Origin of the sequence: Bacillus sp. 103mf (assembly GCF_900116295.1) — a bacterium.
In the GTDB taxonomy this organism is placed as follows: Bacteria; Bacillota; Bacilli; order Bacillales; family Bacillaceae_G; genus Bacillus_A; species Bacillus_A bruguierae.
This window is the reverse complement of sequence record NZ_FPAF01000006.1, coordinates 67,782-81,471: the sequence shown is the minus strand read 5'-3', so window position 1 is coordinate 81,471 and position 13,690 is coordinate 67,782. Positions and strand designations below refer to the sequence as shown.

Annotated in this window: 21 protein-coding genes; all 21 read left to right on the top strand. The window is 32.8% G+C overall.

Going from position 1 to position 13,690, the window contains the following annotated elements:
• Window positions 1-157: 157 nt before the first annotated feature.
• The 21 genes from BM350_RS15710 to BM350_RS15610 all read left to right on the top strand — a co-directional run bounded on the left by BM350_RS15710 (window position 158) and on the right by BM350_RS15610 (window position 13,295).
• A complete protein-coding gene (locus BM350_RS15710; RefSeq protein WP_244548022.1) occupies window positions 158-685 on the top strand; it encodes an Imm6 family immunity protein in 528 nt (175 codons plus the stop codon).
• A 496-nt stretch (window positions 686-1,181) separates the two neighbouring features.
• A complete protein-coding gene (locus BM350_RS15705; protein WP_090919080.1) occupies window positions 1,182-1,643 on the top strand; it encodes a DUF2004 domain-containing protein in 462 nt (153 codons plus the stop codon).
• Window positions 1,644-1,795: 152 nt separating this feature from the next.
• Window positions 1,796-2,371: a hypothetical protein gene (locus tag BM350_RS15700; RefSeq protein WP_090919082.1), complete on the top strand. Its 576-nt coding sequence runs from the start codon at window positions 1,796-1,798 to the stop codon at window positions 2,369-2,371.
• Window positions 2,372-2,399: 28 nt separating this feature from the next.
• Window positions 2,400-2,846, top strand: coding sequence for an SUKH-3 domain-containing protein (locus BM350_RS15695; RefSeq protein ID WP_090919084.1), 447 nt, complete (start codon window positions 2,400-2,402; stop codon window positions 2,844-2,846).
• Window positions 2,847-3,672: 826 nt separating this feature from the next.
• Window positions 3,673-4,206 (top strand): helix-turn-helix domain-containing protein, encoded by a 534-nt coding sequence (locus BM350_RS15690; RefSeq protein WP_090919124.1) that lies wholly within the window; start codon window positions 3,673-3,675, stop codon window positions 4,204-4,206.
• An 8-nt stretch (window positions 4,207-4,214) separates the two neighbouring features.
• Window positions 4,215-4,598 (top strand): IS630 family transposase, encoded by a 384-nt coding sequence (locus BM350_RS15685; RefSeq protein WP_090919086.1) that lies wholly within the window; start codon window positions 4,215-4,217, stop codon window positions 4,596-4,598.
• 349 nt (window positions 4,599-4,947) lie between these two features.
• Window positions 4,948-5,373 (top strand): hypothetical protein, encoded by a 426-nt coding sequence (locus BM350_RS15680; RefSeq protein WP_090919088.1) that lies wholly within the window; start codon window positions 4,948-4,950, stop codon window positions 5,371-5,373.
• Between the two features lie 190 nt (window positions 5,374-5,563).
• Complete coding sequence (locus tag BM350_RS15675) at window positions 5,564-5,794, top strand: hypothetical protein (RefSeq protein ID WP_090919090.1); 231 nt, start codon at window positions 5,564-5,566, stop codon at window positions 5,792-5,794.
• Window positions 5,795-5,871: 77 nt separating this feature from the next.
• A complete protein-coding gene (locus BM350_RS15670) occupies window positions 5,872-6,120 on the top strand; it encodes an HNH endonuclease (protein ID WP_348272208.1) in 249 nt (82 codons plus the stop codon).
• Complete coding sequence (locus BM350_RS15665) at window positions 6,117-6,605, top strand: SMI1/KNR4 family protein (protein WP_090919094.1); 489 nt, start codon at window positions 6,117-6,119, stop codon at window positions 6,603-6,605. Before BM350_RS15670 ends, BM350_RS15665 begins: the two co-directional genes overlap by 4 nt.
• Window positions 6,606-7,166: 561 nt before the next feature.
• Window positions 7,167-8,141, top strand: coding sequence for a hypothetical protein (locus tag BM350_RS15660; protein WP_090919096.1), 975 nt, complete (start codon window positions 7,167-7,169; stop codon window positions 8,139-8,141).
• 16 nt (window positions 8,142-8,157) lie between these two features.
• Window positions 8,158-8,619, top strand: a complete 462-nt coding sequence (locus BM350_RS15655; protein ID WP_090919097.1) for a hypothetical protein — start codon at window positions 8,158-8,160, stop codon at window positions 8,617-8,619.
• A 134-nt stretch (window positions 8,620-8,753) separates the two neighbouring features.
• Entirely contained in the window at window positions 8,754-9,152 is a 399-nt protein-coding gene (cdiI, locus tag BM350_RS15650; protein ID WP_090919099.1) for a ribonuclease toxin immunity protein CdiI, read from the top strand.
• Between the two features lie 94 nt (window positions 9,153-9,246).
• Window positions 9,247-9,462: a hypothetical protein gene (locus BM350_RS15645; protein ID WP_244548021.1), complete on the top strand. Its 216-nt coding sequence runs from the start codon at window positions 9,247-9,249 to the stop codon at window positions 9,460-9,462.
• 12 nt (window positions 9,463-9,474) lie between these two features.
• Complete coding sequence (locus tag BM350_RS15640; protein ID WP_170857726.1) at window positions 9,475-9,936, top strand: hypothetical protein; 462 nt, start codon at window positions 9,475-9,477, stop codon at window positions 9,934-9,936.
• A gap of 80 nt (window positions 9,937-10,016) precedes the next feature.
• Window positions 10,017-10,400, top strand: coding sequence for a ribonuclease toxin immunity protein CdiI (gene cdiI, locus BM350_RS15635; RefSeq protein WP_090919100.1), 384 nt, complete (start codon window positions 10,017-10,019; stop codon window positions 10,398-10,400).
• A gap of 355 nt (window positions 10,401-10,755) precedes the next feature.
• Window positions 10,756-11,247, top strand: a complete 492-nt coding sequence (locus tag BM350_RS15630; RefSeq protein WP_090919102.1) for a hypothetical protein — start codon at window positions 10,756-10,758, stop codon at window positions 11,245-11,247.
• Window positions 11,248-11,258: 11 nt separating this feature from the next.
• On the top strand, window positions 11,259-11,660 hold the full coding sequence (imm48, locus tag BM350_RS15625) for an Imm48 family immunity protein (protein ID WP_090919104.1): 402 nt from the start codon (window positions 11,259-11,261) through the stop codon (window positions 11,658-11,660).
• A gap of 212 nt (window positions 11,661-11,872) precedes the next feature.
• Window positions 11,873-11,974 (top strand): zincin-like metallopeptidase toxin domain-containing protein, encoded by a 102-nt coding sequence (locus BM350_RS15620; RefSeq protein WP_280141391.1) that lies wholly within the window; start codon window positions 11,873-11,875, stop codon window positions 11,972-11,974.
• 16 nt (window positions 11,975-11,990) lie between these two features.
• Complete coding sequence (locus BM350_RS15615; protein WP_090919106.1) at window positions 11,991-12,455, top strand: hypothetical protein; 465 nt, start codon at window positions 11,991-11,993, stop codon at window positions 12,453-12,455.
• A 354-nt stretch (window positions 12,456-12,809) separates the two neighbouring features.
• Window positions 12,810-13,295, top strand: coding sequence for a hypothetical protein (locus tag BM350_RS15610; RefSeq protein WP_090919109.1), 486 nt, complete (start codon window positions 12,810-12,812; stop codon window positions 13,293-13,295).
• Window positions 13,296-13,690: the final 395 nt, after the last annotated feature.

The following is a 13,690-nucleotide window of genomic DNA, read 5'->3' as shown; positions in this document are numbered from 1 at the left end:
AACTAACTACAAAAATAATTATAGAGTAGTATTAAATTTAATTTGTTGCAATTTATTATGTTAATAGCAAGCGACTGAGAGGATAAAATATTTTGTATTTCTTCATTTACACAAAATATTTTATCCTCTCCAATTTACAGAATAGGAGTGGTAATTAATGATGGATTTTATAGAAAGTATTAATGAAAATGCTAAAGTTGTAATCGGCTTAATAATAGCTGAAAGCATGTTTGAATTAATAGGTAAAAATGATAATGGGTATAAAACTTGTAGAGAAGCATTAGATAGTTGCTGGAAATGGCTTGAAGATGAAGAAATAGAAGCAGATGATTTATGTGGCTATATAGATGGTGAAGATTATCTAAATCTTGCTACACTTGTTCTTAGGATAAAAGATAAAAAGGAAGCAGATGCTTTAGGTTCAGTTTTATATGCTGTTTCATATACGACTTGGCAAGCTTATAAAAAAGAAAATGACTATTGTTTTCCACAACCAATAGAAGTAATAGATGATACAACACTAGTAAGATTAACTGAACTTGCTATTGAATCTAAATTTTTTAAGATGGAAAGTCTTAATGAAGTAAAAAAACACTTATTAGAAAATTATCCTATTGGAGGTGGGTTGCAAAGTAATACAATCATTAAAGAAGATATTATGAAAATGGTAGATAATAATTATTAAAACGTAACTACTCGGTCACTCTATGAAAAACCGATAGAAAAGCATTTTTTTAAGCGGTCGAGAGGGACTGGCTATGTGTAGTAGCGGTCAGGACATTTTCCTGCCACACGCAAAGTTTGAAAACAAAGAAAGGCAGCAAGGTGTTGGCCCATTTTTATCTTCGTGGTAGTAATTATGGGTAAGTGTGTTTTTGCTGGAATCATACCCCTTACAAAACTTCTAAATGAAATGTATGGCTAAGTAGTTACATTAAAACGATATAAATTTAACGGTACCGTCAATATTTTTGAGTAAATGGGTTTGAATTAGTGGAATCGGCAGAAAGCTAAGTAATTCAGAACCAATAGAGAATTGATTATTTGGAGCGATCCATGCTATTCCGGTTTTAGGTGCAACAACAAGGGCATTCAAAGGAATGATTGATCTTGGTTCCCTTGTAAAACTAAAAAATTGAAAGATGGGGTTATTTTACAATAAATAGAAAGAGGGATTCAAAATGAATGATGTAGTTTTTGGTGAGCTTGAATATGATTATGTCTGGGCTAGAGATACTACCATTGAGTTTTGTGGAAAAGAAACCGATATTGTTTTGATGATAGATAGTGAAGAAGACGGTGAATTTAGTGAAAAACAGTATGCTTCGTATAATTCTTTAATACAAAATTGGGGACATCTTCAACAAAGTATTTTGCAACCAATTTTAGATTATTATAAACAAAAAAGACATGAGCTTGGATATGATGTTTCCTTTAATGAAAATTATCCCTTAATTGAAACGGTTGATCAGCTTCTTGAAACAATTAGGCCAGTTGGAATCTATGTCCCATCTGCTAGACGCTTTGAAGGCAGATATATTGGACTAACATTTGACTGTACATGGGACATAGAAAATGGGGTAGGCATTCGTCTAATAAATGAAGAAGTAGCTAGGATAGGATACCAAGATGTTGTAATTTAAACATTATGCTCTGTTAAGAATACGCATAATAGAGTGTGAAAATTGGTTTATTTTAGAAGTTAAAGATGGCAGAGATAGGTATTGGAAACCCCTTCCGTTTTTTATGTAAATAGAAAAAATAGTCTTGAAGATTATTTCTATCATACATACTATTGAGGTCTCTCACTAAAGATATTGAATTTGTAAATCTACTTGCTAAGGGTACGGATAAAGTTAGTAGACAAAAGCAAGTTGAGGTTGCCAAAGATTTTGCAAGAGAGCAGTTAGATGAACATGTTAAGTTTCTTAAGAACGGTGGAATCAAAAAACCTATAGATGAAAATGGATTTGGTGGAGGGAAATATAAACCGGATGTAATAAGTGCCGCTGTAGACATAACAAGGGTAGATGGTAAAAAAACTAAAATAACATTTGGTTATAATGGAGCTAGAGAAGGACAATTCAATCCAAGTGTAATGGAACTGCATCCAGACTTAGGTAAGATAGCACAAGGAACAAGGAAGAAAGCCAAAAATGACCCCAAAAATCCTTATAAGGATGATGAGAGTTTCGAAATTTGGCATGTTGAAAATTGTGCTGAGATTCAAGCAGTCAACCAGCTATTATGGTCAGGTTCAAAAATAGATGATATATTAATAAGCACGATTAATGGTAATGGGAAATATAAAGCGCCATGTAAAAATTGTCAAGAGACATTTTTAGATTTCATTAATGATTTTCGTGAATAGAACTTTTGAATAAATAGGGAGGATACTTATGCAAAATTTATCAGATGAAACGAGAGATATATTGCTACAAGCGGGATGGAATCCAAATAATAAGGTTGAATTAACCGAAACAGTAAAATTTTTAGAGGCGATGGGATATCAAGTGTTTAACCCAGTGGTGGATGCATTAAGTCAATTTGGTGGGGTTGAATATAAATTTAAGCATCCGGATGGAAGTTTGGAAACCTTTCATTTTAGCCCAGAAGAAGTTGTTGGGGATTACTATGAAAAAGAAGACTTTGAGGAATTTGAGGTACGAGTAAAAGAGCCGCTCGTAGTAATTGGAGAAGCATATCGTGGAAATTTAGTAATGTTTATCTCAAAATCGGGTAAGGTCTTTGGGAAAAATGGTTATTCATTATTTAAGTTTGGAGATGACATATTTGAGGCACTAGATACTCTTTGCTTATTTAGAAAACCAGAAGAAATAAAATAATAAAATTCAGTCATTCTATGAATTGTTTTGGCAACAGGAAAGAGGCTAGTCAGTGTTGAATGAAATATATCATCTTTAATATTTTCCAGAATTAAGATGGGTGTACAGAATGTCTCGGAAATTTAGCGTAATAGCGTTACATGAAACAAGTTAATTATGTTGAACTGTTTTATGGAAGGATTTTTGCGTATCGATTATGATAATATAAATCTAGGTATATTATTTTAGGTAAATATTAATGATAATAAGAGCTATACTCTACGTACAAAGCTTACTTCCAAGTATGAAATTTTTAGGTTAAGTGCAGTATGATATGGAATTACTACGTGGCGATAAATACAAGGTATAATATGACAGAGTCATTTAAAACTTGTTTACGGTTAAAGATTCCTTGAATTCGAATTAATAACTCATGAAGGCTAGACCATCAAGGAGTGTTATTTTAACAATTAAGCAATAAGAGCGAGAATAGGCGAGATGACAATTTATTTACAAGGACCACTTATGGATGGCATAAGCAACAAACACACGAGATTAAACAAGCTAAAGGGTTTAAACGTTACACTTGCCATGTGGTAAAAAAGATGTCATATTGTCAATACTAAACTAACTTATAAAACTTGCAAATATTAATAAACTTAGAAAATTTATAAACTTAAAGCACTTGATTGTCTATAACAGGCGACAAGTGCTTTTTTTGCATGTTTAAATACGGATTACGATTATTTAATTATATATAACTGACTAGTTTCTTCATCTTCTGTGCTTATTCTCTCAAAATCTTGTCCATACTGGTTCCAAGGACAAGAAAAAGGAGCGGATTATGATAAAGCGTTTGAAGATTACAAATACACATGGCCTTACGATTACTGACTTGCGGATACAAGAAAAACAGGAAAGCAATGCATTTTTTCGCACACGTATTATGGCTGTGCGTCTCGTCATGCAAGGAAAATTGGGCAAAGAAGCAGCCGAGATTTGTGGGATCCATCGCCAGTCTGTTTCCGAATACGTAAAACGGTTTAATGAAGGTGGCATGGACCTCCTTCTTCAGCGTAAAATGGCACCGGGATGCGCATGTTTTCTAACGGACGACCAACAACAGGCGCTCAAAGAAAGCATTCTAACGAGCACACTGACAGATCAAGGCTTGGGAAGCGCTGTGTCCTGGACTACACCAGTCATTCGGGAATATTTGCGTCGTACGTATGATGTAGAAATGTCGACTACAGGTGTTTTACGCATGCTTTGGCGGTTGAAGTTAAGTTATACCCGTCCGACCTACACACTCAAGAAGGCAGATCCAAAAAAACAGCGTATGTTCCGACATCAAATTACTTTGATTAGAAAAAACTGCTGACCGACGATATGGTTCTTCTCTATCAAGACGAGACGCATGTGCGAGCATATCAAAGTCTACACGCTACTTGGTCACAACGGGGATCGCAAAAACAGATTCCAACTTATGGTCATCATGCCAGCGTAACCGTTTTTGGAACAGTAAACGCCCAAACAGGAGAAGTCGTACATCAGACGAAGTCTTCCTGTAAACAGGAAGACTTTTTGTCATTCCTCTTCTATGTGCTAAAGCAATATGAAGATAAGTTTGTGGTCATGGTCACCGACAACGATCGCATTCATAAAAGCAAATCCGTACAAAACTTTTTGCATGAACAGAAAGAGCGGCTGATGTTGGTATACCTTCCTCCATATTCACCGAATCTGAACCCAATTGTAAGACTGTGGAAATAGTTAAAACAACAGGTCATTGCCAACCGATTTCATCCGACACAAGCATCCATAAAAGAGGCAGTACAAGGCTTTTTATCAGAAATCGCTACCACTCCCCAAGCCGTACTTCGTTGGCTTGGGTTGCATTAAGCCACATGTCGAAAAGATAAGTCAGTTATATATAGATGGCATGAATCAGATCCTATTGCGGCAATGAAATATCCAGATTCAGCATCTGGTTCAAGGTAGACTGCTCAAATTAAGATAGGAAATAAACAAGTAACAATAGATGGTTTATGGACGAAAAAACAGAATTTAAATGAAGTTCATGTTCCAGTTAAAGGAAGGTAATTAAAATGGAAAAAAAGTTATGAAAAAAGAAGACTATTCTGAAATGCAAGGAGTGTCTGTTGATGAATTGTATGTATTATTTGAACAAGCTATCACTGATTTTAAAGCAAGTAAATTAACAAAAGAAGAGTTTTTTGACATTATAGAAGAATTGATGATGAGACAAGGAGATACATATGAAATTTTAAAAGATCCTGTAAAAGGTGAATTAGATGATGTGCTATGTAAGTTATGGAATACAGAAAATTATGATGATGTAGATACGATTACATCGTTTTTAATAAATTTAGGTTTAGAAAAAACATACAAGAAAATGCTTGAATCTATTAAAGATAATATAAATATAGCACCAGAAGTATTAGAAGAGATCCAAGATGCAATTGAAGAAGTCGGAGATAATATATCCGACCCATATCATGATTATATGAGAAAAACAAAAAAATAGTATAATTTAATTTTTCATTTATCATGGGGCTGTCCCAAAAGGGGCTTTTTAGCCAAAATTGAATAAAAAGTGAAAGGCAGAAACGTTGATTTAACAACGTTTCTGCCTTTTCAATTTCATGTGATTTTACTTCAAAAGGGACTTATGAGACAGCCCCGTTTTTTATTTTATCCAAGAAAGGAAGAATAACATGGCAAAAGATTATCAGAGATTGATCAAGAACTGTAATCAATCTTTTTTTGTAACTACTCAGTCACTTTATGAAAAAACGATAGAAAAGCATTTTTTTAAATGGCCAGGGAGGGACTGGCTATGTATAGTAGCGGTCAGGGCCTATTTCCGCCACATGCAAAGTTTTAAAACAGAGAAAGGCAGCGAGGCGTTGGCCCATTTTTATCTTCATGGCAGTAATTATGGGTAAGCGTGTTTTTACTGGAATCATACCCCTTACAAAACTTCTAAATGAAGTGTATGGCTGAGTAGTTACAAAGTTTATATATTAAGCCAGATGATATACAGTTTAAAGAGTGTACTCAAATGTTAAAGAAGGCTATAGAGAAGGGAGAGATTCTAAAAGAAATATTTACTCCAAAACAGTTAAAAGAAATAAAAATAGGATTGCCACGTATATCGGATTTAACTTGGCATCATCATCAAGTGCCTGGAAAAATGCAATTGGTAATTAAAAAGAAACATAGTTTAAGCCATTTAGGAGGAAACAAATTATGGGGGGGAGATATTAGATGAGTAATTTAGTATGGAAGTATACATATAAAAAAATTAGTACAGATGATGTCAAAGAAACTTTAAAAGGTACTGGTTTTGATTTTCCGATGGACTATATAGAATGTGTTGCGATAAATAATGGAGGACATGTTGAACCAATGCTTTTTGATGTTGAAGGTATTGAAAGAGTTTTTGGTTCACTATTATCTTTTAATCCTGAGAGTGAAGAGTTTATACTTGAAACTTATGGCGACTATAAAGATACCTTGCCTAGTGAGTTATTTCCAATTGGATTTGATCCCGCTGAAAACTTAATTTGTTTTGATTTTAGAGGTCGTAGGGACCAACCGATAGTGGTTTTTTGGGAACATGAGGGTGCATGGGAAAAAGAAGCACTGATGGAAAGTGAAGGGATTACAGCAGAAGAAGCAGAGGAAGTAGCAAGAGAAAATGTATTTTATGTGGCAAGTAACTTCACTGAGTTTTTAAACAAATTGCATGATTAATAGATAGTTAAAATAAAAGGGTTGTCCTATAAGTCAGCTTTGCTTGCTTATGAGATGGCCCTTTTTGTTTTAGAAGAAACTGATATCTTAAATAAAAGATTCGTATAAGCAAGCTGATAGTTAGTTTATGTAAAACTGATCAGTTTAAAGATAAAAATCGGGAATATAGCAGCTACATTCAAAGGTTTTGAACTGGCTAGGGACGGTACAATGATAGCGAAGCAAAGAAAGGGTTACGGTCAATAAGTATCATCTAGAGAGAGGTAAGATTATGGATGATGAGATTAAGGGGGAACATTCACCGTTCTAATCAAAATAGTGGTAAAATAACCCATGAATGGGTGTTTAATATGGATTCACCTAATGAAGGAGAGTCCTCATCTACAATTCGATTTTATCATATCTGGCGAGAAAACCCCTATCTCAAGTGCGCAACGGTGGGTGGGGGTAGTTCAATAGAGTTGAAACAGATATCAAGATCACTAATACTGGATTCAGTATTGATGAGTTACAGGTAAAGGACTGGAATAAGAAAATAGATTAATTCATAGGGAGGATACAATGATAAACCAAAAAAAGTTAGAAATGGCTTTTAGAAGATATAGCAAAAATTTTGTGGATGGAATCAAGTTTGAAGATGTGAAAGATAAATATAATGTTAGTAGAAAAGAGAACGAGAAAATCGTTGAGCAAAATGAAACAGAGAAAGATCACATACTATTAATAAATCTAAACCAAATTTCTTCATATTACTTGTCACTATGGAAAAATGATGTATTGATCAGCGGTGGAAACAATGTAGAAGGATTAAAGAACATGCAGAAAGTATTATTTTATCAGTGCATGGGACAGGATCTCTATACAAGCAAGTATCCAGGGATGTTCTTGGAATATTCGTTTAGCGAAGTCGTCTTCACGTTAGTTCATTTTGCAATGTATGGATGGGAGAAAGAAGAAAATATATTATATGATTTTATTGCTCATCACTTCGGTGGACATTTAATAAATGCCAATGAAAAGGATAGACATATTTGGTTTTTGCTAGAGCTATACTTGCAGTATAAAAATAAAACCATCATGGGAACGAATGAAAAATTGCATCTAGCCGTGATAAATAAGTTTAAGGAAGCTGAACTACGATGCGACTTAATCCCTGAAGACCTGAACATTTATGATGAAGTGCTGGGACGTTGGTCGACTGGTGATTTAGAAGAAATAGAACATCTAATTTTGATAATGTCACAGTATCATTCTGCATTAGCTTCTGAAATCGGACAGTTCGGTGAATTTGGTGATTTCGGATTCGGATTTTATCCTTTTGAAATCTTATTCTTGATTCATGTAAGGAAACAACTAGGGTTGCCAGTACCTACTCAATTCGATAATTTTCTGATGAATACTCCAGAAGCGAAAATGGTATTTGGAGAACGTGAGCCATACCCTGAATGGGATCCCGTGCTTCAGATGATCGATCAATTTTATCGTAAAAACTACCCGGAATATATTCCTAACAAGCATGGAGAATTATTTCAATAAAAGGGAGGAAGCTAATATGCCTGATAAAGGGATAGCACAGATTATATTTCCTGATAGCAAGGATTTGGAAACATTTTTGAAGGAGCAAGGAAGTTATGACTTACATGAAGATCTATTAAAATATGGATTAACGACGAAACAGTTTTTATACGTTGACTATAAAGGTGAGCAATACCAAGAAATTGTCAATTTTATTCTTGATTACGAATTTGCCCATCAAATTGAATTAGCAACACAAGAAGAACTCGAGAAATTAGAAGCATTTCATTATGAATTTTTACCTGAAAAGATCAAGGAGGTCAACAAAATACTGTCACCAAAGGGGTATGGACTATTTTCATATCCAAATTCGGGCGACTTCTTCGCACTATTCATTGGAAAAATAGAGAATATAACAAAATTGCTGCAAGAAGAAGTGCTGCTCGATGATAGAATCCCTTTTCAAGAAAGGTGTATCAAGTATTATAGATGGACCTAAGATTGTACGTCTTCAACCTTGACTCCGGTCAAGGTTTCCTAATAAGTTAATATCAAGATTGCATAGTCCTCTAGAATGTGCCATTTTTGAACTGTTTTTGAATTTGGCAATAAGTAGTTAGGAAGTGAGAGCAAATGCAAAACAGAAAAGAAGAGTTTGAAAAGTTTTATGATATTTTTGAACAAAAGAACTTAAAAAAGAATTATACCGTTATTGTATTAGGACAGTTTGTGTTTAATTATGATTTTGTAGACATTTTAAAAGGATTTCTTAAAGAGGATGTTGAAAGACGAGATACCATTGGCGTAGTATATTCAGATGAATTTGATCAAAGTGATGAAGAGTATTTCGGAGAAAATAAAGTATTATTCTATTACGGTATAGACGAAGAATGGGAAGACATCGTGACCCACGAAGAATTATGTGAATACCTGCAAACAGCATGTGAATTTTATATAGGGAAAAATCCTGAAAAGAAAGAGATTATTGAAGAGTTGTTGATGAAAATCAAAGAAAAATATAATATTAAATAAGTAATAGTATAAGCACTTCTGGATAAATCTAGAAGTGCTTTTTTCTTGAAAACTATAAAAATCATTACAGCAAAAAATTGCAGCAAGGGGAAATATGACTGCTGAGGAGAGAGCTGGTTTAGAGGAAAGAAATATTAAAAAATACGGTAATCCAATAGGACCAACAGCTGAAAGTATGTTTAATAAGATAAAAGATTCATACATTGATAAAGGAATTTATGAATCAGATGAACAAGTATGGAAAATTATAATTGAAAAATCAATGCAAAAAGATGATGTGATAAATACACTATTAGGATTAGTGCATTAGGAGGGGGAGCTTATGATAATACTGAATAATTACCCTAAGATTGGCACATATATTATATTAGAACCTAGTGGATATTCAATAGTTGAAAAAAATAAAGTACAGTTAGTTAGACAAGGCGTGGGAGGATTTAGTGAAGATGGACAATTGATAGGTATTTATGTTAATTCAGATAAATTCTTTTTTATATATAATGAGAAGAAATATGAGGCAAATCCTGATGAGATAACCTGTATAAATGAGAGAATAGATGATGGGAAACGTAATTTTCAAGTTAAAATAACAGATAAGGTTGTGTGTGATATTACATATAAACCATATATAAGCCCATTCGTTTTAACTTTTGGCGATGATGAGGATGAATTCGATTATTTACTATATCTAAGTAATTTGATGTTAAGTAAGGATTCCATTTTAAGTTTTATTAAAGGAATGAATAGATTAAAAAACTTTAAATTATTTGGTTACAATTTATAGGTTATATTGATAAATCAACTGGAGAAGTAAAAGTTTCTTCCATGTGTTACCTCAACAATAGTATAAGGAGAATGGTGATAATGGATAATGAAATTTATTACGCAGAAAATTTTAAGGAAAAAGTTCAGAATATGGAAGCTTATTTTCATACCATTGGAGACGGATATTTCTTAGAAGCATTACATCATTTTAAACTTGCTAAGGGATTTGGAATTGGATTTACAAGTTGCTACTTTGCTACCGAATGTCAATCACATGATGAGGAGTATTTTGGAGATACTGGAGTTAACTTTACTACGATTCCGCCAGTAACAAGTGTGGAAGTCTATGCAATTGTAGACTATGAAACATTTTATAATTATTTAAAAGAGGTCAGTAAAAATTATGTATCTCGGAACTCACATAATGCAGAGGAAGTTGAAGCCTGCTTGAAAGAAATTAGACATAAATTTAATATTAGATAAACACTATGTACATGAAAATTAATTCGTGGGTTTACTTTTTAGAAGTGGGATTGTACGATACAATCAACAAATCGAACGCTAAAAAGTTTGCCAAACACGCTTAATAAATTTAAAAGGCTTATTCCAACTTAAATGATGAGTTGGAATGAGTCTTTTTTGCATGCAAAAAAGACAAGTAAAAAGCAAGGTCTAATATATAACTTTAAAGTCAGCTGGTTTGAGTGATACACAAGCTCAGAAGGCCGTTCAACGAGCAATAGAACAACAATTGTTTTATAAATTAACTGGAGACGATTTTGTTCCAAGGATTCCTGGTAGAATTAATGTACCAAAACGTAAATAAAGGAGCATTTACATGGAATTAAATAATTCTGTAGTGGAAGCGGTATTGTCTAATAATTGGTTAAAACATTGTGGAACAGAGAGCAATTTTCCTCAAGGAATTGAGTATACCTATTTATCAAATAAAAAGAAAATGGTTAAGATTGTGAATGGGATAGAATGGGAAAATATTTGTCTGGAAGAAAGTAATAATTTAACGGGCTATTTAGCAAAGAATGAACCAGAAATATATAATGGAAATTGGAATACTTTGGTTAAGAAAATTAAAGCAGAGGTATTACCAAAAATTACTGATGATATTGAAAAACAAATAACGATATTGGGGTTACCAAAAGATATATTACATGCTGTTAAGTTCGATATAGTAAGTATAATAATGGTACTATCTTATGAAGAATATTATAAGTCAGTATTTTATAACGAAATGCTAGAAATCTATTTAAGTGGACATATTCCTTGTGGGTGGAATGGAAAGTACCCAGAAGGAAATATATTTATATATTAGGGGGGACAAAAATGGCTAATGATGTAGAATATTACAGTGAAGTGAAAAAAATGATTCAGCAGTTTTTAAATACTTCACAATTGGTGCCAGAAATGTTAAACGAACAAGAAAAGCAAATAGTAGCAACATTTTGTTTTGGCATGATAAATGGTTATTCTTTAAAAAATAAAAAGAACGCCATACAGATACAGGGAGCTACAATTGATATATTGATAGAAATGTTCTTCTATTCTCCAGCAGCTAGTGCGGAATTCTGTAATTTTTTAATTGAGTGCACAGATAAATCATTTCATCCAACTATGCATTCTATCATTCATAGAGGAATTCAAGGATATTATCAATATGAAGAAGGTAAAAATAATGAGTTGAAAGATAATATTGAGAATGTGATTGAAGTAGTAAAGAATCATTAAAATTAAGGGCATTGACTGAGAAAATTTTATCTTAGTTAATGCCCTTTGTGTATAGTACGAATAAAAGAAATCGCAAGCTCTTCTGGATTAATATGGAAGGTTGAACTTATACTAAAGTTAGTGATAATTGTGTATCAGCGTTAACACTTTTTAGCCTACAACTATTTTTTAACAGTTTAATACTTTATTTTATAGCCTAAAACATTTTTTTAATGGTATTTGAACAAATCATGAAAAATCAGCATTTATTTGATGGAGCATCAATTCAACATTCAAGAGAATATATAAATAGATTGCGAATGAAATATAAGTGATTGAGGAGGAGAAAAAATGAGGAAGAAAAATTATCACAATAGGACTAAAGAAGAATTAGACACTTTATTAGAGTCTGTTGACAGAGATTTTCCAAGACATTATCGTAAATTAGAGGAAATTACGATTAATGTAATATTGAAGCCAGAAGAAGTTATAGAAATTGCGAAACAATATCATAAGAAAAATAACTTAGATGGAGTGGTTAATGAAGACATCCACCAACTTTTCTTTGATGAAGCTTATACATTCAAAATTGATAAAGAAAATAGAGATAATAATGATGTTAGACCAGCATGGAGAGTATTGGTAGATTTACCAGAGAACCCTTTTCTTATGGAGGACTACACATTGATTGTGTCTGATAAAGATAAAAAAATGATGGGGATGCTTGATCCAAATGGACATCCAGTATTTGAAGGAAATGAATTTACGGATGAAGATATCGAATATGTTATGAATAATGAGGATTCTGAAGGTTAATTAAATTAATAACTAGTGTATAGTTTTATAAATAGAATAAATATCGTTATTATGCAATTTTGCAAGTTTCTCGATTACTGGTAAAGAAACATTTCCACTTTATAACGTTATTTGTTGAAGCTTTTGTCTATATGATCTGAACTGGAAGATGTAAACAATCTTCCAGTTTTTAATTGAAATGAAAAACTGGATATAATTAATAGGAGGAAATGTAAGTCGAAATTTAGATTCTCATAATGGAGAAATTTTGGTAGTCATCCTCCAGAAGCACATGATTTAGCTGCTCTTCAACCTAAAGGTGAATTTCCAGGAGCTTTTGATTATATTATGAAAAACACGTAAGGGGTGAAAAAATTGGAAAATTTAAGTCGAGCAATTAAGCGAATTTCAGCAATCGATTGGAGTCGTATTGGGGAAATAGAAAGAAAATCGAATGTCCAATTGTGCAAAGAGTATTTAAGAAGAACTGCGATATTTTTCCGGACATATCCAGGTAAATGTGTTTATCCCTTTATAAGTATTTCTAATTCAATCACATCACCGCAAGCAAATATGGAAGAAATTGAATTAATTAATGAAATGAAGAATAGTTATCAAAAGGCAATAGTTATAAGCTTTCTTGAACTAAATGCACTTATAGATGAGGGAAATCAAATTGCTATTGAAAATAAAGATTTATTTGAGCCAGTAATAAAACTTTATGAACGCGGTGGTTATTTCTATAAGAGAAGTGGCTTTGTAAATGTAGATGGAGTATCGTTCCAATTAAACAATTGGGGGGAATTTGAACCTTCTGACATAAGTGATGAAACTCTGAATAGTTTAGACGAATTTGAGTGAGTTAGGGCATAAGTAAAATAATTTAAAAAGTTATGAAAGAGATAAGAGACTCTCATTTGATAATCTTATCTGAATAGTATGTGTGCGATTATGTGGAATGAAAATTAGTTTATTTTGGAAGTTGATAGCAAAAAAGCAGAGATAAATACTAGAAATCCCTGCTGTTTTTTTATGCAAATGGAAACATTAATCTTGAAGGTTATTTCTATCGTACATACTATTTAGGTCTCTCACTAAAGATATTGAATTTGTAAATTTACTTGGTAAGGGTACGGATAATCTTGATTTTAAAGAATGGGAAGAGATGCCTGTTAGTGGTCAAACTAGTCTAACAGATAATGGATTAAGGATTAGGAGTATTCGAGATTTAAGGGAATTTAAGAAAGGCATGAATG